Raw genomic sequence first — 23,110 nt, forward strand, 5'->3', positions numbered from 1 at the left:
CGCCTGGTGGCGCAGGCCGACCTCGCCTTGCATGCCTTCCACAAAGACCTCACCACAAAATGGCCCGGCCACCAGGGGCCTTTTTCTATGCGCGCGACCGATCTCTCCATGGTGTTCGATCGCAGACAGCTAATCGGTGCTCAAGCGCACTGGAACAAGCGATATATCCCGCTCGTTCAGAAGGCCCACCTTTCCCTATTGGAAAGGAACCAACAAAAGGTGCACGGTTTGAGCTTTTGGGATCTCCGCGACCTTTGCCGCGTTCTCCCATTTTCGGATATTCTTGTCTCTGTTCTGAGGAAAGCGGGCGTATGATCGTGGGCATTCCTAAGGAGCGACTGATTCTCAAAGGGGTTGAGGAGAAGCGCGTGAGCCTCTCGCCAGCCGGAGTCCGCGAATTGACGGCGCTCGGCGCCGAAGTCGTGGTGACGGCTGGAGCTGGCCTCGGAGCGGGATTCACTGACGAGGAATATCGGGCTGTCGGCGCGCGCATCGTGTATTCGAATGAAGAGACGATTCGGCGAGCTGATCTCATCCTCAAGGTGCAACGTCCGACCTCCGACGAATGGGAGTTCTTCGAGGAGCGCTCGGCGTTGATGGCCTTTTTGCATCTGGCCGTCGCCCCGAAAGAGTTCCTTCGCGCGCTTGTGGAGAAGCGAATCACGGCGATCGGCTTCGAGATCGTCCAGGAGCCAGATGGTACCCTCCCGATCTTGAGATCCTCAAGCGAGATCGCGGGGAAGATGGCCGTTCAAATCGCCGGTCGCCTCCTGGAGAGCACATTCGGAGGGCGTGGGATTTTGCTCGGGGGGATCCCAGGAATTCCTCCAGCAGATGTGGTGATCCTCGGTGGAGGAACTCTCGGCTATTACGCCGCGCGGTCGTTCCTCGGCATCGGAGCCAGCGTCTACATCCTCGACAAGGATATGAAGCGGCTCATGGAATTGGACAAGCTCTTCGAGGGGAAAGTCGTGACGGCCCTGGCGACGGCGAGCAATATTGAGAAATTCGTGGCCTTCGCCGATGTCCTCATCGGAGCTGTGCTCGTGCCCGGACAGCGTGCCCCTGTGCTCGTCACCAAGGAGATGGTCCAACGAATGCGTCCGGGGAGCTTGATCATGGATTTCTCCATTGATCAAGGGGGCTGCGTGGAGACTTCGACGTTGACGCCGAGCGAGGATTTCTTGTTCACGAGCTATGGGGTGACTCACTTCTGCGCGCCGAACGTGCCGGCTATGGTGGCGCGCACGTCCACACACGCGTTGACCAACGCCGTGCTCCCGTACTTGCGGGAGATCGTTCAGAGTGGGCTTCTGTCCGCGCTCAAGCGAAACAGTGCGTTGCGGCGCGGCCTCTACGCATTTGCCGGATACCTCACGCACGCCCTTCCGTTTCCGGCCCTTCCGCAAGCCGACTTGGAACGCATGGTGGAGGACGCCGATGATGCACTGGATGGATGAATACCGAAAGCGGCGCGTGACGGCAGAGGAAGCAGTAGCGCTGGTGAAGTCCGGGGACCGTCTCTTCGTGAGCGGGAATGCCGCGACTCCCCTGGTCCTCTTGGAGGCGTTGGCGGCACGCGCTCATGAGTTGGAGCGCGTCGAAGTGACGCACGTCCTATTGGTAGGGGAGGATCCGCTCTCCCGTCCGGAGACGCGGGATCGTTTTCGACACAACTCGCTCTTTGTCGGGCCGGCAGATCGCGCGGCCGTCAACGAAGGGCGTGCTGACTATGTCCCGATTCACCTTCATGAGATTCCCCGCCTCTTTAAGAGCGGCCGTCTGCCTCTGGATGTGGCACTCATTCAGACGACGCCCCCGGACGAGCACGGCTTCATGAGCTTGGGCGTGGAGTGTCTGGCAACGATGGCGGCCATCGCGAGCGCGCGCATCATCCTCGCCCAGGTCAACGACCAAATGCCTCGCACGCTCGGCGATTGCTTCGTGCACGTCTCGCGCATCACGCGGCTGTGCGAAGTCTCCTGCCCGTTGCCCGAACTCCCACGTTCGAACTTCACCGAAGTGGAGCGGCGCATCGGCGAATATGTGGCTGAATTGGTCGAGGACGGCGCGACGCTGCAGCTCGGCATCGGGAGCATTCCGGACGCCGTGCTCGTCGCCTTACGAGGCAAGCGCGATTTGGGCATCCATACGGAGATGGTCTCCGATGGGATCATGGAAGCCATTGAGGCCGGCGTCATCACCGGCGCGCGTAAGACGATCCATCCGGGCAAAGTCGTTTGCACCTTCGCTTTCGGGAGCCGACGCCTCTACGAGTATTTGGACAACAATCCGCTCTTTGAGTTTCACCCGTGCGATTATACAAACGATCCGTTCATCATCGCGCGCAACGAGAAGATGGTCGCGATCAACTCGGCGATCGAGGTGGATCTGACCGGACAGGTCTGTTCCGACTCGATCGGGACGCAGATTTATTCGGGTTTTGGCGGGCAGCTCGACTTCGTGCGCGGCGCCGCGCACGCCCCCGGCGGAAAGCCGATCATCGCCATGCCTTCGACAGCGCGCGGGGAGACGGTCTCGCGTATCGTTCCACTCTTGAAACCTGGAGCAGGAGTTGTGACCACGCGCGCGGACGTACATTATGTGGTCACCGAATACGGGATCGCGGACCTGCACGGGAAGAACCTGCGGGAACGCGCCCAAGCGCTCATCCGTATCGCTCATCCGAAATTCCGCGAGGAATTAGCCCGCGCCGCGCGCGAGCGTCGGTTGCTGCCTCCTCTCTTCCACTTCGGGGAGATGCCGCGTGTTCCCGAAGAACCTGCAGCGTCTCCCACACATGCTTCTGAATCTTCGCCATCTGAAGGAGAAAGAACGCCATGAGGCCATCATCCCGACCATTGGTGACGCTCGACGGCAATGAGGCCGTCGCCTCCATCGCTTATCAGCTTAATGAAGTCATCGCCATCTATCCCATCACGCCGTCCTCGCCGATGGGCGAGCTGGCCGACCAATGGGCGTCCGAAGGACGACCAAACCTTTGGGGCACGGTGCCCACTGTCATCGAGATGCAGAGCGAAGGAGGAGCGGCCGGCACCGTGCACGGCGCCTTGCAAGCAGGCGCTTTGACGACGACCTTCACCTCGGCGCAAGGCCTGCTTCTGATGATCCCCAACATGTACAAGATCGCTGGGGAACTGACGGCGACGGTCTTCCACGTGGCGGCGCGTTCGCTAGCTACACACGCTCTCTCGATCTTCGGCGATCACAGTGATGTTATGGCCGCGCGCGCGACCGGATTCGCGCTCTTGGCCTCCGGCTCCGTGCAAGAGGCCATGGACATGACGCTCATCGCGCAGGCGGCGACGTTGGAGGCGCGCATTCCTTTCCTTCATTTCTTCGATGGCTTTCGCACCTCTCACGAAGTGATGAAGGTGGAGATGCTCACGCCCGATGATCTTCGGGCGATGATTGACGACGAGCTGGTGCGCGCGCACCGCGAGCGCGCCCTCTCGCCGGATCGTCCCTGTATTCGCGGGACGGCGCAGAATCCGGACGTATATTTTCAGAGCCGCGAGGCTGTGAACCCCTTCTACCGCGCCTGTCCGACGATCGTCCAGAACGTGATGGAGAAGTTCGCTCGTGTGGTCGGACGGCACTATCACCTCTTCGACTACGTCGGTGCTCCTGACGCTGATCGAGTGCTCGTGCTGATGGGTTCGGGCGCGGAGGCCGCACACGAGACGGTCGAACACTTGCTCGCGCGTGGCGAAGCCGTGGGCCTCGTAAAGGTCCGCTTGTATCGTCCTTTCTCCGTCGCGCACTTCATTGCCGCTTTGCCTTCGACGGTGCGCGTTCTGGCTGTTTTAGATCGCACGAAGGAGCCAGGCAGCATCGGCGAGCCGCTCTACTTGGACGTCGTCACGGCCGTGCACGAAGCAATGGCCGAGGGACAAGCTCCCTTCGCCGCGCTTCCGCGCATCCTCGGCGGCCGCTACGGCCTCGCCTCGAAGGAGTTCACTCCAGCCATGATCAAGGGCATCTTCGACGAGATGAAGAAGGCCCATCCGAAGAATCACTTCACCATCGGGATCCACGACGATGTCACGCACACGAGCCTCGAATATGATCCGACCTTCTCCACCGAGGATCCGCAAACCGTGCGCGCCGTCTTCTACGGCCTGGGGGCTGATGGGACGGTGAGCGCCAACCGGAATTCGATCAAGATCATCGGGGAGCACACGGACTACTACGCGCAAGGCTACTTCGTCTACGACTCGAAGAAGGCGGGCTCGATGACCATTTCTCACTTGCGCTTCGGTCCACGGCCGATTCGCTCGACATATCTCATCACGCGGGCCAACTTCGTCGCCTGTCATCAATTTCCGTTCTTGGAGCGGATCAACGTCCTGAAGGTCGCCGAGCCGGGGGCGACATTCCTGCTCAACAGCCCGTATGGGCCGGAGGAAGTCTGGGATCATCTCCCCCGCACGATCCAACGCGAGATCATCGAGAAGGGACTTCGCTTCTTTGTCATTGATGCTTATCGGGTTGCTCGCGAAGCGGGCTTAGGCGGACGCATCAATACGATCATGCAGGCATGCTTCTTCGCGCTCACGACCGGTGAATACCCGAACTCTGCCGCGCGTTCAGACGATCGCGGGGGATACCTGAAAGGCGCCCTCTCGCTCGACCAAGCGCTCGCGTCCATGCGTGAAGCGATCGTGCAAACCTATGGCAAGCGTGGCCCGGCGATTGTGGAAAAGAACCTCGCGGCCGTTGATCGTGCCTTGGAGAATCTCCACGAGGTTCGCGTCCCCGGGCGCGTGACGAGTGCTTTCGACCTTCGTCCGCCGGTGCCTCCGGAGGCGCCAGAATTCGTCCGTCGCGTGACGGCGCGAATGATCGCTGGTGAGGGCGACGAATTGCCCGTGAGCGCCTTTCCACCGGACGGCACATATCCGAGCGGCACAACGCGGTGGGAGAAGCGAAACATCGCCACGGAGGTCCCCGTGTGGGATGAAGACCTCTGCATCCAGTGCGGCAAGTGCGTGCTCGTCTGCCCACATTCGGTCATCCGGGCGAAGGTGTATGATCCGGCGCTCTTGGCCGAAGCTCCGCCCACCTTCAAATCGGCACCGGCACGATGGATCGAATTCAAGGGCTGGCGCTACACGCTGCAGGTCGCTCCGGAGGATTGCACCGGATGCGCCCTCTGCGTCGAAGTCTGCCCGGCCAAGAGCAAGAGCGAGCCTCGCCATAAAGCGATCAACATGCAGCCGCAGGCCCCGCTTCGCGAGACGGAGCGCGCGAATTGGGAATTCTTCCTCCGCTTGCCAGAGGTGGACCGACAGAAGCTCCATTTCGGTCAAGTGAAAGACATCCAGCTTCTAGAGCCGCTCTTTGAGTTCTCCGGGGCCTGCGCCGGATGCGGCGAGACGCCCTACATCAAATTGCTCACACAGCTTTTCGGCGATCGCCTGCTGATCGCGAATGCGACGGGTTGTTCTTCGATCTACGGCGGGAACCTCCCCACGACGCCCTACACGTTCAATCGCGAGGGGCGCGGACCGACCTGGTCGAATTCGCTCTTCGAAGATAATGCGGAATTCGGTCTTGGGATGCGCTTGGCCTTGGACCAACAGGCAGCATATGCGCGTCTTCTCCTGCGTCGCCTGGCCTCGGAGATCGGCGAAGCCTTGGTCGAAGCATTGTTGGAAGCTGATCAATCCACCGAGGAAGGGATTGCGCGCCAGCGCGAGCGGGTTCGCCTGTTGAAGGAGCACTTGGTCACGCTCCCCCATCCGGAGGCCCGTCAACTGCTGAGCGTCGCCGATGCCCTCGTGCGCAAGAGTGTGTGGATCATCGGCGGTGATGGATGGGCCTACGACATCGGATATGGCGGATTGGATCATGTCTTGGCCTCTGGGCACAACGTCAATATCCTCGTGCTCGATACGGAAGTCTATTCGAACACCGGCGGACAGATGTCCAAAGCCACGCCTCGAGGCGCTGTAACGAAATTCGCCGCCGGCGGGAAGCCAACGCCGAAGAAGGACCTCGCGCTCATGGCCATGACCTATGGCACGGTCTACGTCGCCCGCGTCGCCATGGGCGCCAACGACACGCATACGGTGAAAGCGTTTCTGGAGGCCGAAGCGTACGAAGGGCCCTCGCTCATCATCGCCTACAGCCACTGCATCGCTCATGGGTACGATCTGCGCTTCGGCATGGAGCAACAGAAGGCCGCTGTCCTCTCCGGCTATTGGCCCCTGATGCGCTATCATCCCGATCGGCTCAAGGAGGGGAAAAATCCCCTCGTCCTCGATTCTAAGGCGCCCAGCCTCCCCTTACGCCAATATGTCTACAATGAGACGCGCTATACGATGCTCGTCCACAGCCGACCAGAAGCTGCTCGAACCTTGCTCGAATTAGCTGAGAAGGACGTGCGCGCGCGCTGGCGACTCTACGAACACCTGGCGAACCTCCCCGTCGAGGAGTGGATGAAGGAGGTGCGCTATGCCTGATCTCACGACGACCTATCTCGGCCTGACGCTTCGGAACCCGCTCGTCGTCTCCTCCTCCCCGTTGTGCGAGAGCGTGGATAACATCCGCCGCATGGAGGAAGCGGGGGCGGCCGCCGTCGTGCTTCACTCTCTTTTTGAGGAGCAGATCAATATCGAGAGCGAACTCCTGGACCGGTATCTCTCGCACGGTGCGGAGTGCTATGCAGAAGCCCTCAGCTACTTCCCCGATATGGCGTCCTACAGGCTCGGGCCGGAAGAATATCTCGAACATATCCGCCGCGCAAAAGCGGCCGTGAGCATCCCGATCATCGGAAGCCTCAATGGAGTAACCCCGAGCGGATGGATCCGCTACGCGAAAGCGATCGAGGAGGCTGGGGCGGACGCTCTGGAGCTGAACATCTACTACATCCCGACCAACCCGAATCTCACGAGCGCCGAAGTCGAGCGCCGATACATCGAGTTGGTGCGCGCGGTGAAAGCGAGCGTCACTATCCCCGTCGCCGTCAAGCTCGGCCACTTTTTCACCGCTTTCGCGAACGTAGCGCAACAGTTGGATGAAGCGGGAGCGAACGCGCTCGTCCTCTTCAATCGCTTCTACCAGCCCGATTTCGACGTGGAGCGGCTGGAGGTCGTTCCGACACTGACCCTTAGTCGTTCGTACGAACTGCTTTTGCGTCTCCACTGGGTCGCCATCCTCTACGGGCGCATCCGCGCGGATCTGGCCGTCACTGGAGGCGTCCACACCGTCTACGACGTCCTGAAGGCCATCATGGCGGGGGCCAATGTCGCGATGATGACATCGGCGCTCTTGAAGTACGGCATCGGATATTTACGAACGGTTTTGGCCGATCTTCGGCAGTGGATGGAGGAGCACGAATACGGGTCGCTCCACCAAATGCGGGGGAGCCTGAGCCAACAACGCGTGGCCGAACCCGCGGCCTTCGAGAGAGCGAATTATCTCCGCGTGCTCAGCTCCTACGCTTGGCGGTTGCCGGAATGAGGTGAAGCGAAAGCGTGCAGGAATCCTGAAACCTTTGGGGCGTCGCGGGATCATATAGGGATGTGAACCTCACCATTACACAGCGGAGTTCGCTCGCGGAGGGCCGATTGGACGCGGGACCTCTGAGAGCGACGAGAAAGGAGGGTCAGCGATGCATTACCCATGGTGGTATGTCCCTTTCCTCACCGCTCCCATGCTCATCGCCATCATCTCCGTCCTCCATGTCCTCGTCGCCCACTACGCCGTCGGCGGCGGACTCTTTCTCGCCGTTGAGACGCAGTACGCCTATCGGCAGAACCATCGCGAATATCTGGCGTACCTAAAGGAACACGCCTGGTTCTTCATCCTGATCACCGTCGTCTACGGCGCGATCACGGGCGTCGGCATTTGGTGGACGATTGGCGTCGCGTCACCCCTGGCGACGCAAACCCTCATCCACATCTTCGTCTTCGGATGGGCGATGGAGTACGTCTTCTTCGTCCTAGAGATCGTCTCGGCGTTCATTTTCTACTACTTCTGGGGACGGCTCGACCCGAAGACGCATGTGCGTATAGGATGGATCTACGCCGGATCGGCGTGGATGAGCCTTGTCTTGATCACCGGGATCACGGCCTTCATGTTACATTCGGGCCGATGGCCGGAGGAGCGCACGTTCTGGACGGGCTTCCTGAACCCACAGTTCATCCCGCAAGTCCTCGCGCGAACGGGTGGAGCATTCCTGCTCGCCTCGCTCTACGTCTATCTGCACGCCGCTTTCAAGGTGAAGGATCCCGCTCTGCGTGATCTGATCGCCGCGCGATCGACCCGACCGGCACTCCTTGGCTCTCTATTGATCATCCTGGGAGGGATCGGATGGTATCTCACCCTCCCGGAATCGGCGAAGGCCGCCCTCGCCGCCGCGAGTACGTTGAACATCCTCGTCGTGCTCATCTTCGCCGTTACGATCGCCGTGTTCTTTATGTTCTATCTCGGCCCCTATCGAAATCCGGGATGGCTCTCGCCTGGATTCGCCATCCTCTTTTTCACCTTCGGGCTCACGGCGATCACTACTGGCGAATACATCCGCGAGGCCGTGCGGAAGCCCTACATCATCTACAACGTCGTTCTGGGTAATCAGATTTACGCGGAGAAGGTGCCGGAGCTTCGCCGAACTGGTTATCTCGAAGGAGGAACTTGGACGAAGGCGTGGGTGAGACACCACTATCCTCAAGTCTTGAACGACGAGCGCATTGATCCTAAGCGATTGCTCACACTCCCAGAAGAGGATCAGGTGAAGCTTGGCGAAGTCCTCTTCCTCTACCACTGCAATGACTGTCACTCAGGACGACGTGGTTTCTCCGCTGTCGGGCAGTTGATCCGCGGTTGGACGCCGGACATGGTACGCACAGTCGTCAAGCATCCGGAGAAGGCCCATTTCTTCATGCCCCCTTGGGCTGGCACATCCGAAGAAGCGGAGCTGCTCACGAAATATCTCATTCGGATCGCCCAGCCGCGCCCGGCTGGGATGTACTTCGGAGAGGAGAAATAGGAGGCGGCTTATGGATCCCACGACCTTGATCGGACCCTCGAGCCCATTGGGATATCCCGCTCCGTATTGGTTCCTCGTCGCGTTCAAAGTCCTGGGATTTACGCTCCACATGATCCCCATGCATATCTGGTACGCGGGAGTGCTGCTGGCTATGCTCCTTCAGTGGCGTGGAGGAGAGGAGGCGCAGCGGCTCTCGCGACGCTTGATGCGACCGATGCCGATTTTGATCGCCCTCGGAATCAATTTCGGCATCGTTCCCCTACTCTTCACCCAAGTCGCCTACTACAAGGTCTTCTACCCGGCGACGATCTTGATGGCTTGGCCCTGGGTGAGCATCATCGTGCTCCTCACGCTCGCCTACTACGGCGTATACATTTACGTCTCTGGACTGCGTACCGAGAGCGCCACGATCGCGCGCTGGCGACAAGGCGTCGGCTGGATGACAGCCGCGTTTTTCCTCATCATTGGCTTCTTCTTCTCGAACGCTTTCAGCTTGATGACTAACCTGCGCGCGTGGCCTGATCTGTGGCTCCGTGACAGCATCAGCGGTGCGCCACTCGGAACCGTCTTGAATACCGGGGATCCGACGCTCTGGCCGCGTTGGCTCATGATGTTCGCCTTGGCCCTGACGACGACGGCGGTCTTCATCGTCGTGGACGCTGAATGGTTCGCCGTTCGAGAGGGGGCCAGCTATCGCATCAGCGCTCGACGCATTGCCTTCATCGTTTCCACGATCGGGGTGATCGGATTCGCCATCACCGGCTCTTGGTATGTCTTCGGAACATGGCCTGTGGAATTGCAAGAGAAAATGCTCCATAGTCCGCTGCGCGTGCTCACGGGATTAACGGCGCTCAGCCCCGGAGCGCCTTGGCTCTTGATCCTTTGGCAGTGGCGAAAGGGAGGGACGCGGGTGCTTGCTGCGGTGACTGCCCTAGCTCAAGTCCTCGTGCTCGCCCTCAATGCCATCAGCCGTCAGATCGTGCAAAACGCGGAGCTCAGCCGATTCCTAGACGTCACGGCGGAACCCGTTCGGATCGAATGGAGCCCCTTGATCCTCTTTCTCCTGCTCTTCATCATGGGACTTGGTATAGTCGCCTGGATGCTCAGTAGGCTCAGGGTGATCGGGAGCGCGAGCGGGAGCGCATAAGTGCGTCGCGCTCGCGAAGAAGGAAGACCATACCTCCGCCGCGGTCGGGGATTGCCAAAAGGGTGAAGTTTTGCTAAAAATACATCCTGACGTCGCCGTGGTGAAGCCAGGTCTAACACACTGGTCTTTCAAGCCAGGATTCGCGGGTTCAAATCCCGCCGGCGACGCCACCGATGTTTGGTGAACTGGTTGATTCCCCATGACCTTCTGATCTGGCCCTCTCACCCCAACCTATCACGCGCCGCCTTTCTGATACCACCACGGTGTTACGGCCTTGGGACATAAAGAACTGGCCGGAGGCTGGCCATGAGCTGATGAAGCGCTCCGTAAAATTTCTATCCGGGGAATTTGAGCTCGATAGCATGGGTTGGTGCCGCTAGCGGGGCTTGAACCCGCACTCTCAGGCTTGAGAGGCCTGCGTGTTAACCACTTACACCATAGCGGCACCCATTTCGGGAGAAAATTTTAGCGTCTCATCTCTTGTTCGTCAATGCGCCTACAAAGCCCCCACAAAACGATCACCCCATGCCACACTCTCGTGCTAGCAGGCGAGAACGTTCCCTGAAGGCTCTTTTGGCGCCTCACGAGGCGATGAGACCTGCTGCTGCTTAAGGCTCCTCTTTCACCCGGCCCCGCGAAGCTCCATGGGAGTTAGAAGCTCTCCAAATTATCAGCTATGAGACTGCGAGAGCTTGTACCCGATTTTTCGCAGCAACTCCTTCCGCTTCGCCTTCTCTTCCTCCCCCTCAACCCCCTTGGAGGCGAACCCATCTATGACACCGAGAATTCCTCGCCCTTGCTCGGTCTCCACGAGAATGATCTGGGTGGGATTAGCCGTCGCGCAGTGAATCGTGCATACTTCCTGACACGCTTTGATCGCATTGAGGACATTGATCGGATACCCTTCCCGCAATACGATCACGAACGTATGCCCAGCGCTCAATTGGCGCGCGTTTCGGACCGCTGCCTCCGTGAGTTCGGCGTCATTGCCTTCGAACCGGATCAGGCATGGTCCAGAAGCCTCACAGAATGCCACGCCGAACCTGATGTGCGGCGAGCTGGTCGCCATGATCTCGTACAGATCTTCGACGGTCTTAATGAAATGCGCATGCCCGACGATGATGTTGCATCCGGATGGGATTTCCAAAGGGACGACCTTCAGCTCCATATCCTCCCCCTCCGCTCGAAGATAGAGCCATATTCTGCCCGAGCGCGAAGGTTGGAAGCAAGCCTCACACCTTCAGGACGGTCCTCGTCACCATCGGTTCCTTCCCGGCGAGATATGCCTCCAACGGGATCGAGAAGCTCTGCTCGATCTTCTCGCGGAATGTGATCCCAGAGTTATACGTGCAGAAGGGATAGATGCGCCCATCGGGAGCCGAATAATGGATGACGCAACGCATGACGCGATCGAGTTGGTAGTTGTAGGCATCCATGAAATGCATCCCAGCGACCATGAGCGTTCGATAGGTGAGCTGCTGTTCATTCTTTCCGCGCCCGATGCGCTTATCCACAAGTCCTTCGAGGGTTCGGAGGAACTTCACATAGGTCAATCCTGGTGGTGCCGCCTCCGGACGGAAGAATCGCTGCAGGACGACATACGCTGTCATTGCCCGCAGCTTCTTGGAAGGGAGCTGACGGATCCGTGGTGCCCACTCACGAAACGCTCGCAGCATTCCCTCCACATCCACGAAGCGCGTGACGGGGATCGCCGTCTTCGTCCGCGCGTCCACAAAGAGATACGTCGCCAGCGAACAATGCGGATGACAGCTCAGGGCGATCGTCTCCTCTCCTTGCAGGGCGCTCAAGAACTGCGAGAATGAGACGGTGCATGGTGTGGGATACCAATCATGATAGGTGTCCACGATTCCGGTTTGTTCGGCCAAGTCTTTCACCAAGTCGGTGAGCGTATACCGCATTTGCTCCCGTTTCTTTTGCGCAATTCGCCCGGTGAACGTCACCGGCTGATACGTGATGCCCGACGCGACATCAATATTCTCGATGGCGAAGTGCAAGATGCGACCGACCTCATGATCGTTTACCCCGCGCGCGATCGTCGGGACGAAGACGATCTTCAATCCCGCCCGACGGGCGGCTTCGATGGCTCGCTGTTTCAGCTCCCAGAGCGGCTGCCCGCGCGTCTTGCGATAGACCTCGTCACTCACGCCGTCGAACTGGAGATAAAGTGTATGTAATCCGGCCTCGGCACATCTCTCAGCGAAGCCAGGCTCGGTAGCGAATCGGAGGCCGTTTGTGGCGACCTGAATGTGCGAGAACCCCAGATCTCGCGCCATCCGCACGGCCTCAATGAAATGGGGATAAATCGTAGGCTCCCCGCCCGAGAATTGAATGACACGGGCCGCAACCGGGCGCATCTCGCGCAGTTGCCGCAGCATCCGATAGACCTGCTCCAGCGAGGGCTCGTAGACGTAGCCCGCCACGTTCGCGTTGGCGAAGCAGACGGGACAGGTCAAGTTGCAACGGTTCGTCAGGTCAATGTTGGCCAAGCCCGTATGGCTCAAATGCATCTGACAGAGACCACAATCCTGTGGGCAAAGCACGGCATCCGGCACGGCTGGGTTGGAGACGCCTCGCCCCCCCTCAAATGCCCACTCCTCGGCCTTCAGATAAAGGCGAACATCAGACCAAACGATGTCGCGAAACTCGCCGTGCTCCGAGCATCGTTTCTCCATCATCACCCGTCCCTCGTGCTCGAAGATGCGTGCAGGGATGACGCGACAACACTCCGGACAGAGAGACTCGACGAGCTTCGGTAATCCCTTCGGCAGCGGAGCCACTGGCGCCCCGCAGTAGGTTCTCCAAGCCCTCTCTCGCACGACGCTTCTTGCCATAGGCCTCCTCCCACTCCATATCTTGGGCAAAAAGACTCCTTGACACATTTCTTGAAAGCAAATTTCGGGCCGAAGCGGTGCGCTCTCGGATCGCGAATAAGCTACGTAGGAGCAAGGACTTCGCGTGAATACGGGAAAGACGCGCGGCTCCTCCGGAGCGAGATTTCCCGCATCCGCTGCGTCAAAAAGCGCACATGGATGCTCGCCTTGCATCGAGGTAGCCCTCTCGATACACTTTCCCTTTTCGAAGTCCGAAACTGGAGGCATTGAACATGAAGAACGCGTCAAAATCCTTGGAGGTCACTGGGGTGTCGTTGCGGATCCCACCTTTTCCGGCCTCGCGGAAGGTGTACATCCAAGGGACGCGCCCCGATATTCGCGTTCCCGTGCGCGAGGTCCGACTCACACCGACCATTGGTCGAGATGGCACCCGGCAGGAGAATCCTCCGATCTACCTCTATGACACCACGGGTCCGTATACGGATCCACTGGTCGAAGTGAGCGTGCGCGAAGGCCTGCCCCCGATTCGCTGGGCGTGGATTCAAGAGCGCGGCGATGTGGAAGTCGTCGCGAACTCCGAGCGCCGGAAGGCATGCTTGGACCGACTGCCGCTCTCCTCGCAGCGCCCGCGCTTGCGGGCTCGGCCCGGCCATCGCGTCACTCAAATGTACTATGCCCGCCGAGGCATCATCACGCCCGAGATGGAATTCGTCGCGCTGCGCGAGAACATCCTGTGGGAGATCGCTCGAGGCTATCCCCGAGCCCGTCTCCCCCATCGAGGAGAAACCTTCGGTTCCTCCATCCCCAGTGAGATCACTCCGGAATTCGTCCGACAGGAAGTCGCTCGGGGTCGCGCCATCATTCCTGCCAATATCAACCATCCCGAATTGGAACCGATGATCATCGGCCGCAACTTCCTGGTGAAGATCAATGCCAACATCGGGACCTCGATCGTCGCTTCCTCCATCGAGGAGGAGATTGAGAAGATGCTCTGGGCGATCCGGTGGGGAGCGGATACGGTCATGGACCTCTCAACAGGGAGGAATATCTACGAGACGCGGGAATGGATCATTCGGAACTCGCCCGTCCCCATTGGGACGGTCCCCATTTACGAGGCCTTGGAGAAAGTCGGAGGGAAGCCCGAAGAGCTGACCTGGGAGATTTTCCGCGATACGCTCATCGAGCAAGCCGAACAGGGCGTGGACTACTTCACCATCCACGCGGGCGTCCGGCTCCACCACATTCCCCTCGCAATGAATCGAGTGACGGGGATCGTCTCCCGCGGAGGGTCCATCATCGCTAAGTGGTGTTTGGCCCACCATCAGGAGAACTTCTTGTACACGCATTTTCGGGAGATCTGCGAGATTATGGCCGCTTATGACGTGGCGTTCTCCCTAGGTGACGGCCTGCGTCCGGGTTCCATCGCCGATGCTAACGATGAGGCGCAGATGGCTGAGCTGGAGACCTTAGGCGAGCTGACGCGCATTGCCTGGGAGATGGATTGCCAGGTCATGATCGAAGGGCCGGGTCACATTCCTATGCAGCTGATTCGGGAGAACGTGGAGAAGGAGAGCGCCCTTTGTCAGGAAGCGCCATTCTATACGTTGGGGCCGTTGGTGACTGACATCGCGCCTGGCTACGATCACATCACGAGTGCCATTGGCGCAGCGCTCATCGGCTGGTACGGGGCTTCCATGCTCTGCTACGTCACGCCGAAGGAGCATTTGGGATTGCCGAACAAGCAGGATGTCAAAGATGGGGTGATCGCCTATCGCATCGCTGCCCACGCGGCTGATCTGGCACGAGGGCATCCCGGTGCCCAATTGCGGGACGACGTCCTATCCAAAGCGCGGTTTGAATTCCGTTGGGAGGATCAATTCAATCTCTCCCTTGATCCAGAGACGGCACGCGCTTATCACGATGAGACGCTTCCGGCGGAAGGAGCCAAGCTGGCCCATTTCTGCTCGATGTGCGGTCCGCAATTTTGCTCCATGCGCATTACGGAAGAACTGCGCGAGTATGCGGCGCGGAAGGGGCTCTCCCTCGAAGAGGCGCGAGCCGCCGGATTGCGGGAGAAGGCTGAAGAATTTCGGACGTCGGGGGCGGAGATATAGGAGATATATCTGACGCCGTGAAGGACCTTCCGACGGTCGCGCAGGATCGCGCCTCAGGAGGCTTCTCCCCCTTCCAGTTCTTGCGGCAGGGTGATGAGTTTGATGATCTCAAACCGGCGTTTGCGCGCCGGCGTGTGAACGATCACCTCATCGCCCTCTCGTTTCCCTAAGAGGCTCGAACCAATGGGAGAAGAGACGGAGATGACCCCGCGCTCGGGATCCACCTCATCGCCGAGCGCTAGCCGATAGGTCACCTCCTCACCCGTGTCCAGATCCAAGAGCGTGACCGTCGAACCGTAGGCCACCCGATCCCGAGGAAGCGCGCTCACGTTGAGCATCGAGAGATCGGAGAGTTGCTTGCGAATCTGCGCGATGCGCGCGCGCACGAATTCCTGACGCTGAAGGGCCGCCTGATACTCCGCATTCTCCCGCAAGTCGCCATGTGCCAGAGCCCTCTGTAACTCCTTGGGCAGTTCGAATTTCAACTCATTCTCCAAAGCACGCAGTTCGGCCTCAAGCCGTTCCTTGAGCTTTGTGAGCACGTCCATTCCTCCCACGCTGATTTTTCATCTTAAGTATAGCCCGCCCGCGCGGAAATTCAAGAGGACGTTCGCTTCCTCAAACGAGAACGGGCGGCTTGTCGCTGCTTTGCCGCCTCCGCTATAGTAATAGGCGACTTCGCGAGGACGGCATGACGCCACGCCTTTATGAGCGAAGCAGGGGAAGCTGGGCCTGCGGAGCGCGGTCTTTCGACCCGCTCTTCAACCTCGTTTTTCTTTCACACGGAGAGGGCCACGTATGGAAGCGACGCTGACCCGCGAACAACTCCTGGACATGTACTACTACATGAAACTGACCCGGATGGTGGAGGAACGCCTGCAACGCCTCTACCGACAGGGGAAGATCGTGGGAGGGCTCTATCGCAGTCTCGGACAAGAGGGCGAGTCCGTCGCCAGCGCCTATGCCCTCGAAGAGGGAGATTTCTTGGCGGTGATGATCCGGAATCTGGGCGCGCTCTTTGTGCGCGGCGTCCGCCCTTGGGAGATTTTCACTCAGTACATGGGCAAAGGAACGAGTCCAACACGCGGCAAGGATAACATCGTTCACTTTGGGAGCGTAGAGCGCGGCATCATCCCTCCGATCAGCCACCTCGGCGATCTCATCCCGGTAATGGCTGGCATCGCGCTGGCTTCGAAGATGCAACGAAAGCGTTCGGTTGCTCTCACCTATATCGGCGACGGCGGAACGAGCACAGGGGCGTTCCACGAAGGATTGAACTTCGCTGCCGTCTTAAAGCTTCCTCTGATCGTCATTGCCGAAGATAATGGGTATGCCTACTCGACGCCCAAGCATAAGCAAATGGCCATCGAGAACATCGCCGATCGCGCGATCGGATACGGGATCTTCGGCGAGACAGTGGACGGCAACGATGTCATCGCCGTGTATCAGGCCACGCGCCGCGCTATCCAACGAGCGCGCGAGGGCCTGGGGCCGACCTTGCTCGAGGTCAAGACCTTTCGCATGCGCGGACACGCCGAACACGACGACGCGTGGTATGTTCCTCGCGAGCTGCTCGAATATTGGCAGAAGCGCGATCCGATCCTGCGCTTGGAGACCTATCTGAAAGAGCATGGCATGGCCGACGAGACCGATTTCGAAGCGATCACTCGTCGCATCGAGGAGGAGATCGAGGCCGATCTTCAATATGCGGAGCAATCGCCAATGCCCGACCCGCGGATCGCCTTAGAAGATGTGTATGCCGAAGCCCCTTCCGTTCTGGAAGGGGCTCCTCGACCGCGTGAGCACGCGGCGAAGACGCGATCTTGAGGAGGCACCGTCACCTATGCCCGTGTTGACTTATTTGGAGGCTATTCGCCAGGGACTCTGGGAAGAAATGGAGCGCGATGAGCGTGTCTTCCTGCTCGGTGAAGACATCGGCGTCTACGGCGGCGCCTTCAAGGTCACCGAGGGTTTCCTCGAGCGCTTCGGCGAAGAGCGCGTCATTGATACGCCGATCTCGGAAGCGGCCATCGTGGGCGCGGCCATCGGAGCGGCGCTGGTGGGATTGCGCCCAGTCGCTGAGATGCAATTCATTGATTTCATCTCTATCGCTTTCGACCAATTGACGAATTTTGCCGCGAAGTGCCGATATCGCTGGGGGGCGGGCGTCCCCATCGTCGTGCGCGGCCCTTGTGGCGGCGGCGTGCACGGTGGCCCCTTTCATTCGCAGAACGTCGAGGCGTATTTCTTCCACACGCCTGGGCTGAAGATCGTGGAGCCCGCTACGCCATACGATGCCAAGGGCCTCATCAAGGCCGCCATCCGGGATGAGGACCCCGTGCTCTATTTCGAGCACAAGTATCTCTACCGCCGCATCCGAGGGGAAGTGCCCGAGGGGGACTACATCGTTCCCATCGGGAAGGCGGACATCAAGCGCCCTGGTCGGGATGTCACCATTCTGACCTACGGATGGATGCTCCACAAGTCGCTCGAAGCGGCGGAGCTTGTCGCGCAGGAGGGCATTGAAGTCGAGGTCGTGGATTTGCGGACGCTCCTCCCCCTCGATGACGAGACGATCCTCAGCTCAGTGGCCAAAACGGGTCGTGCCGTCATCGTTCACGAAGACACGCGCACGGGAGGGATCGCCGGAGAGCTCGCCATGCGCATTAACGAGCGCATCTTCGAGTATCTTGAAGCGCCCGTCGTTCGCGTCACGGCTCCGGACACGCCAATCCCGTTCAGTCCCCCGTTGGAGGAATTCTTCCTCCCTCAAGTGGAGGAGATCGTTCAAGCCATCCGATGGGTCGCCAACTATTGATCAAGGAGGAAGGCCGAGGAGCGCGTTCGCGCGCTCCAAAGGAGGTGTGGCATGAAAGTCGAAGTCATCATGCCTCAAATGGGTGAGAGCATCGCCGAGGGAACAGTCACCAAATGGCTCAAGAAGCCAGGTGAGCACGTCCGTCGTGATGAACCGCTCTTTGAGATCTCCACGGATAAAGTGGATGCGGAGATCCCTTCACCGGCCGAAGGAGTTTTGGCCGAGGTGCTCGTCCATGAAGGGGAGACCGTCCCCATTCAAACTGTCGTCGCTTATATCGAGACGGATAAGGAAGCCGTCGAGGCTCCGCCGCGCGAGGTGAGCGAACGTGCGACTCCGGTGGCAGAAGCGACACCGCGGAGAGAACCGACGCCCGAACCGGCGCGCGTCGCCCCTTCCGCTGCCGAAGAGCCATCCATGCGCGAGATCATCATTCCCCCTCATCCGTGGGAGAAGCAAAAGCAAGAAATCCGTATCACCATCCCGGCCGAGCGCCTTGAGCGAAAGGCTGTGCGTTCATCGCCGGTCGTGGAGAAGCTGGCCCAAGAGTACGGTATTGATCTCACGCAGATCGAGGGGACGGGCCGCGGCGGACGCGTCACCAAGCGCGACGTCCTGCGATACCTGGAGGAGCGCGCTGCTCGGCCGTCAGAGGCGCGTCCGCAGCCGATCGAGGCCCCGGAATTGGAGACGCCGCTCTATCCTCCCTATCTCCCCGGAGAGCGCGTCGAGATCGTCCCGATGAGCGTCATGCGCAAGAAGATCGCCGAACACATGGTCTACAGCAAACGCGTCGCTCCCCATGTGACGACGTTCTTCGAGATCGACATGACGCGCGTCAGCCGATTGCGAGATCAGCTACAACCGGATTTCGAACAGCGCCATGGCGTCAAACTCACGTATTTACCGTTCATCGTCCAGGCTTGCGTGAGCGCGCTCAAAGCCTTCCCGATTCTGAACGCTTCGATCGCCGACGACAAGATCGTCTACAAGAAGGACATCAACATCGGCATCGCCGTCGCCTTGGAGTGGGGCCTCATCGTCCCCGTCATTAAAAACGCGGATGCGCTCAGTCTCGTTGGATTGGCCAAAGCGATTCACGATCTGGCTACGCGCGCGCGGAACAAGCAGCTCAAACCGGAGGAGGTCCAGGGAGGGACGTTCACCATCACGAATCCGGGCGTCTTCGGCTCGCTTTTCGGAACTCCGGTGATCAATCAGCCCCAGGTCGCCATTCTCGGGGTCGGGCGCATCGCTAAGCGCCCCGTCGTCGTGGAGGATGACGCCATTGCGATTCGCGCGATGGCATATTTCTCCCTCTCCTTCGACCATCGGCTCATTGATGGGGCTGTCGCCGATCAATTCATGGCGCACATCAAACGAACGCTCGAATCGTTCGAGCTGACGGGAGCTTGAGGCCCATGGCGGTCCGCGACCGACCAGATGACCAGATGCCTCTCGCCGACGCGCGCACATGTCACGTTCGACGACTGGGACTGGTCGAGTACGAAGACGGCCTCGAAGCGCAATCTCTGTTGGCGACGGCCCGGAAGGCCGACCTCATCCCGGATCAGCTACTGCTGCTCGAACATCCCCATGTGGTGACCATCGGGCGAAGGACGCGCCATTTGGGCGGGAACATGAACGATCATTTCCGCGTCTCTCCCGAGGTGCTCGCGCACTACGATGTGGAGCAATATGAGACGGATCGCGGAGGAGCTGTCACCTATCACGGCCCGGGACAACTGGTCGTTTATCCGATCCTGAAGCTCGTTGGGCGCCGCCGCGACGTCCACCGATACTTGCGCGATTTGGAAGAGGTCATTATCCGTACCCTCGATGATTTCGGAATCACGGCGGAGCGAATTTTCGGACAGACGGGGGTTTGGGTAGGGCGCCAGAAGATCGCTTCCATTGGCGTTCATCTCTCCCATTGGGTCACGACGCATGGGCTGGCCCTCAACGTCAATACGGATCTTCGATTCTTCGACCTCATCGTCCCGTGTGGACTCCCGGACGTGCAAATGACCTCGATGGCGAAACTCCTCGGAGCTTCGGTCTCGATGGAGCACGTGCAGGAGCGCTTACTTGTCCATTTCCAAGAGGTCTTCGACTGTCATCTCATCGAGCGCCCCATCGAGATGGAATCCGTCCAAGTGCTCCTGCGCACGCTGGAGGGAGAGTATCTTCTTCTGAAACGCACTGAGCGCGATGGTGGATTTTGGCAACCCGTCACGGGATTGATCGAATTCGGTGAATCGCCTGTGGAAGCCGCCCTTCGGGAAGTTCGAGAGGAGACGGGGCTGGACCTCGCCGATGCCACTCCGCCTGGCGGTTCGTCGCTCTCCCCCCTCCCCTATGTGCATGCTTTCGCGTTCTCGTCCACCGATCCCCTTCCCTCCTTCATTCGCGAGTACTCCTTCCTGGCCGTCCTTCCGATGCGTCCGGCGATCCGCATCAACCCACTGGAGCATGACGCCTTCCGATTCGAAAAGGTGACCACGGCGCTCGCCCTCGTGCGATGGAAGGGAAACCGTCGCGCGCTGATTTTGAGCGAACGCTTCTGCACGACCGGCAGCGTTCACCCGGCGAATGCGCCTCAGGCCTTGCGCCTATGACGCGGCGAATCGAGCGGTACCTCTTGGTCGAGATCACCCCCTACTTCGTCCTCGCTCTCCTCGTCCTCACGGTCCTGGTGCTCGCTAGTCAAATGGCCCAGTTCGCCGAACTCTTCGTGAAGCGCGACGTTCCTCCGATGCTCGTGCGGACGCTGCTCGCCTCTCTCATTCCGCGCATCCTCGTACTCACGCTTCCACTCTCACTGCTTGTCGCCGTGATGACCGGGCTCAGCCGTCTACATGGCGATCATGAACTGGCGGTCCTATTCACGAGTGGGATCGGCCGACGACATCTCCTCGCTCCGTTGCTCCTTTTGGCTCTTCCGACAAGCGCCGTGACTTTCTATCTGGCGGCTTTCGATATGCCGCACGCAATACGCCGCGTGAAGGAGATCCGAGCAGAGTTGATCCTGCAAGGGATTCGCCTTCAGGTGAAACCCCGCACTTTTGATGATCGGTTCGCGGGCATGATCCTCTACATCGGCGAGGTGGATCGGCAAGCAGATCTGTGGCGTTATCTCTTCCTCGCTCTCGAAGGACAGCGCACCGATCCGAATTCGGCCATTGGTCCTACGCTCATCACGGCTTCCCGCGGTCGCTTGGAGCTCGGGAAGACGCCTGAGGATTCGCGCCTGAGTTTGTACGATGGTATCGTTCACCGACGTCTTCGCACTGACAATGGCTCCCGCTACGAAGTGGAAGCTTTCGAGCGCACGACGATTCGCTTTGATGCTCAATCGCGAGAGGCCGAGCAACTTCGCACGGAATTGGAAACGGGTACGGTCCCGGTGCGGAGCAAAATCCAAGAGATGACGCTTCCCGAGTTGTGGGCTGCACGGCACGATCCGCTCCTCGGCCGGCGAGCCCTCACGGAATTTCATAAGCGCGTGGCCGTGAGCGCTTCCCCCCTCGTCCTCGTCGCGGTGGGTGTTGCCTTAGCGACGACCCGACGGCGAGGGGGACGCAGCTATGGCTTCTGGCTCAGCCTCTTGTTGGCGGCCATCTATTACCTCTTGCTGCTCGGTGGAGAGAATCTGGCTCGCGCCGGACGCCTTCCGCCTTTCGTCGCCTTATGGCTAGGGAACATCGCCATGGCGAGCTATAGCGCTCTCCGATTATCGGAGCGCTTCTCCCTAACTCGAACGATCGAGCGAATAGCTGAGCGGCTTCGGTTGACCTCGACGGCTTCTCCCCCGCTTCGCGCTCAGATCGCTCTGACATGGGATGCGCTGCGAGCGCGCGCGCAGCAGGTCGAACAGAAGATGCTCCATCGCTTGTCTCGCCTCTTCCGCCCACGCGCAAAAATTCTCCCATTTCCAACGCATCTCGGATCGGTGACCGAGCTTCCTCTGCGCCTTCCGATCGGCGACCGATACATCGCCCTCCGATTCCTCAGCCTTTACCTGACGACCCTCGTTGGCCTCTGGACGCTCTTCATCATCTTCACGGTCTTCGAACTATCGTCGGACATCCTCACGAATCAGATCCCGGCCCGCTTCGTGGCCGAATATCTCGTCGCCCTCACACCCTCGGTGCTCAGTTATCTCGCTCCTCCCTCTGCGCTGATGGCCGCATTGGTGAGCATGAGCATCCTGAGCCAATCGGGGGAACTCACGGCTTTGCGGGCGGCTGGGATCTCGATTCCCCGCACGGCGATTCCCATCCTCGTCGCGAGCGCGCTTTTGGCGGGCGCTGTCGCCATTTGGCAGGAGCATGTCGTGCCACGGGCCAACGCGCGGCAGGAGCTGCTGCGCTTCTACATCAAAAAAGGGCGCTTTCCTGCGGCTGTGGAGCTCTCGCCCACGATGGTGAATTGGATGGTCGTCTGGCCGAATAGGAGAGAGGCGATCGCCGAACCTTCGTCTGAAGCATCGAGTTTCCCTCCGATGACTCGCGCCGTTTCCGGAAGCCGCGCCCAGATGCCTCGACGCATCTTGCACTTCGCTTCCCTCGACCGCGCGGCGCGACGCTTGAACACCCTCTTGATTCTCGATCTCTCCCCCGATCGCTTCCTGGTGCGTCGTCGTCTGGAGGCCGAGTTCGCCAAGTGGGATGAAGCGCGCGCGGCGTGGCACTTGTCGCGCGTTTCCGTTTGGGACTTCGAGGGCGCTCACCTTCTCTCCGAGCGACACCTCGATCAGCTCTGGCTCGACGACGAAGGCGAATCGGAACTCCTTACGCTCCCACCTCGAAAACCGGAGGCCATGACCTCCCGAGAACTACGCGCGCAAATTCGCATCCTCACCGAACGCGGACTCGATCCCACGGATCTTCGCATCGCCGTGGAACGGAGATCCGCCAATGCCGCCGCAGTCTTCATCATGGCGCTCTTTGGCCTCCCCTTTGGGGCGACCTTCGGTCGGAAGGGCGCTCGTCACGCGATCGGTCTTGGGATTGCGATCGGTTTGCTGTATTGGCTCGCCCTCGGCCTCTTCGAACAACTGGGACGATACGAGTATTTCTCTCCCCGAGTGGCCGCGTGGAGTCCGAACGGATTCCTGCTGGCCCTCGGCCTCTACCTCCTCTTTCGCGTTCGGACGTGAGG

The 23,110-nt window shown here is 59.8% G+C and carries 15 protein-coding genes and 2 tRNA genes; 13 read left to right on the plus strand and 4 right to left on the minus strand.

Annotation, left to right across the window (positions count from 1 at the left end):
* The first annotated feature begins 311 nt into the window (after positions 1-311).
* The 7 genes from NZ746_05170 to NZ746_05200 all read left to right on the plus strand — a co-directional run bounded on the left by NZ746_05170 (position 312) and on the right by NZ746_05200 (position 10,333).
* On the plus strand, positions 312-1,460 hold the full coding sequence (locus NZ746_05170) for an alanine dehydrogenase (protein ID MCS6816756.1): 1,149 nt from the start codon (positions 312-314) through the stop codon (positions 1,458-1,460).
* Positions 1,444-2,844 carry a 4-hydroxybutyrate CoA-transferase gene (locus NZ746_05175; GenBank protein MCS6816757.1) on the plus strand — a complete coding sequence of 467 codons (1,401 nt, stop codon included), beginning with the start codon at positions 1,444-1,446 and terminating at the stop codon, positions 2,842-2,844. The genes NZ746_05170 and NZ746_05175 overlap by 17 nt, the downstream gene beginning before the upstream one ends.
* Complete coding sequence (gene nifJ / locus NZ746_05180) at positions 2,841-6,488, plus strand: pyruvate:ferredoxin (flavodoxin) oxidoreductase (protein ID MCS6816758.1); 3,648 nt, start codon at positions 2,841-2,843, stop codon at positions 6,486-6,488. The genes NZ746_05175 and nifJ overlap by 4 nt, the downstream gene beginning before the upstream one ends.
* Positions 6,481-7,488: a dihydroorotate dehydrogenase-like protein gene (locus NZ746_05185; GenBank protein MCS6816759.1), complete on the plus strand. Its 1,008-nt coding sequence runs from the start codon at positions 6,481-6,483 to the stop codon at positions 7,486-7,488. Before nifJ ends, NZ746_05185 begins: the two co-directional genes overlap by 8 nt.
* A 151-nt stretch (positions 7,489-7,639) precedes the next feature.
* Complete coding sequence (locus tag NZ746_05190) at positions 7,640-9,016, plus strand: cytochrome ubiquinol oxidase subunit I (GenBank protein MCS6816760.1); 1,377 nt, start codon at positions 7,640-7,642, stop codon at positions 9,014-9,016.
* Between the two features lie 10 nt (positions 9,017-9,026).
* Positions 9,027-10,163: a hypothetical protein gene (locus NZ746_05195; GenBank protein MCS6816761.1), complete on the plus strand. Its 1,137-nt coding sequence runs from the start codon at positions 9,027-9,029 to the stop codon at positions 10,161-10,163.
* Between the two features lie 91 nt (positions 10,164-10,254).
* Positions 10,255-10,333: transfer RNA gene (locus NZ746_05200), tRNA-Glu, on the plus strand.
* Between the two features lie 198 nt (positions 10,334-10,531).
* On the opposite strand, the gene NZ746_05205 is transcribed toward NZ746_05200, so the two are convergent.
* The 3 genes from NZ746_05205 to NZ746_05215 form a co-directional block, all read right to left on the minus strand.
* Positions 10,532-10,608 (minus strand) — tRNA-Glu (locus NZ746_05205).
* A 225-nt stretch (positions 10,609-10,833) separates the two neighbouring features.
* Complete coding sequence (locus NZ746_05210; GenBank protein ID MCS6816762.1) at positions 10,834-11,331, minus strand: adenosine-specific kinase; 498 nt, start codon at positions 11,329-11,331, stop codon at positions 10,834-10,836.
* Between the two features lie 64 nt (positions 11,332-11,395).
* Entirely contained in the window at positions 11,396-13,015 is a 1,620-nt protein-coding gene (locus NZ746_05215) for a radical SAM protein (protein MCS6816763.1), read from the minus strand.
* A 272-nt stretch (positions 13,016-13,287) separates the two neighbouring features.
* Here NZ746_05215 and thiC point away from each other — a divergent pair, with 272 nt between their 5' ends.
* Positions 13,288-15,129 carry a phosphomethylpyrimidine synthase ThiC gene (gene thiC / locus NZ746_05220; protein ID MCS6816764.1) on the plus strand — a complete coding sequence of 614 codons (1,842 nt, stop codon included), beginning with the start codon at positions 13,288-13,290 and terminating at the stop codon, positions 15,127-15,129.
* 53 nt (positions 15,130-15,182) lie between these two features.
* Here thiC and NZ746_05225 read toward each other — a convergent pair whose 3' ends face one another.
* The gene (locus tag NZ746_05225; protein ID MCS6816765.1) at positions 15,183-15,677 is read right to left on the minus strand and encodes a transcription elongation factor GreA; all 495 of its coding nucleotides are present in this window, start codon (positions 15,675-15,677) and stop codon (positions 15,183-15,185) included.
* Between the two features lie 250 nt (positions 15,678-15,927).
* Between NZ746_05225 and NZ746_05230 the strand changes: the two genes are divergently transcribed.
* The 5 genes from NZ746_05230 to NZ746_05250 are packed head-to-tail and all read left to right on the plus strand — an operon-like array spanning position 15,928 to position 23,108.
* A complete protein-coding gene (locus NZ746_05230) occupies positions 15,928-16,956 on the plus strand; it encodes a thiamine pyrophosphate-dependent dehydrogenase E1 component subunit alpha (protein ID MCS6816766.1) in 1,029 nt (342 codons plus the stop codon).
* 16 nt (positions 16,957-16,972) lie between these two features.
* The gene (locus tag NZ746_05235) at positions 16,973-17,947 is read left to right on the plus strand and encodes an alpha-ketoacid dehydrogenase subunit beta (GenBank protein MCS6816767.1); all 975 of its coding nucleotides are present in this window, start codon (positions 16,973-16,975) and stop codon (positions 17,945-17,947) included.
* 51 nt (positions 17,948-17,998) lie between these two features.
* Entirely contained in the window at positions 17,999-19,363 is a 1,365-nt protein-coding gene (sucB, locus tag NZ746_05240) for a dihydrolipoyllysine-residue succinyltransferase (GenBank protein MCS6816768.1), read from the plus strand.
* Positions 19,364-19,368: 5 nt separating this feature from the next.
* Entirely contained in the window at positions 19,369-20,565 is a 1,197-nt protein-coding gene (gene lipB, locus NZ746_05245) for a lipoyl(octanoyl) transferase LipB (GenBank protein MCS6816769.1), read from the plus strand.
* Positions 20,562-23,108 carry an LptF/LptG family permease gene (locus NZ746_05250; GenBank protein MCS6816770.1) on the plus strand — a complete coding sequence of 849 codons (2,547 nt, stop codon included), beginning with the start codon at positions 20,562-20,564 and terminating at the stop codon, positions 23,106-23,108. Before lipB ends, NZ746_05250 begins: the two co-directional genes overlap by 4 nt.
* The last annotated feature ends 2 nt before the right edge of the window (positions 23,109-23,110 follow it).

It is taken from the genome of Blastocatellia bacterium (assembly GCA_025055075.1).
Lineage (GTDB): Bacteria > Acidobacteriota > Blastocatellia > HR10 > HR10 > HR10.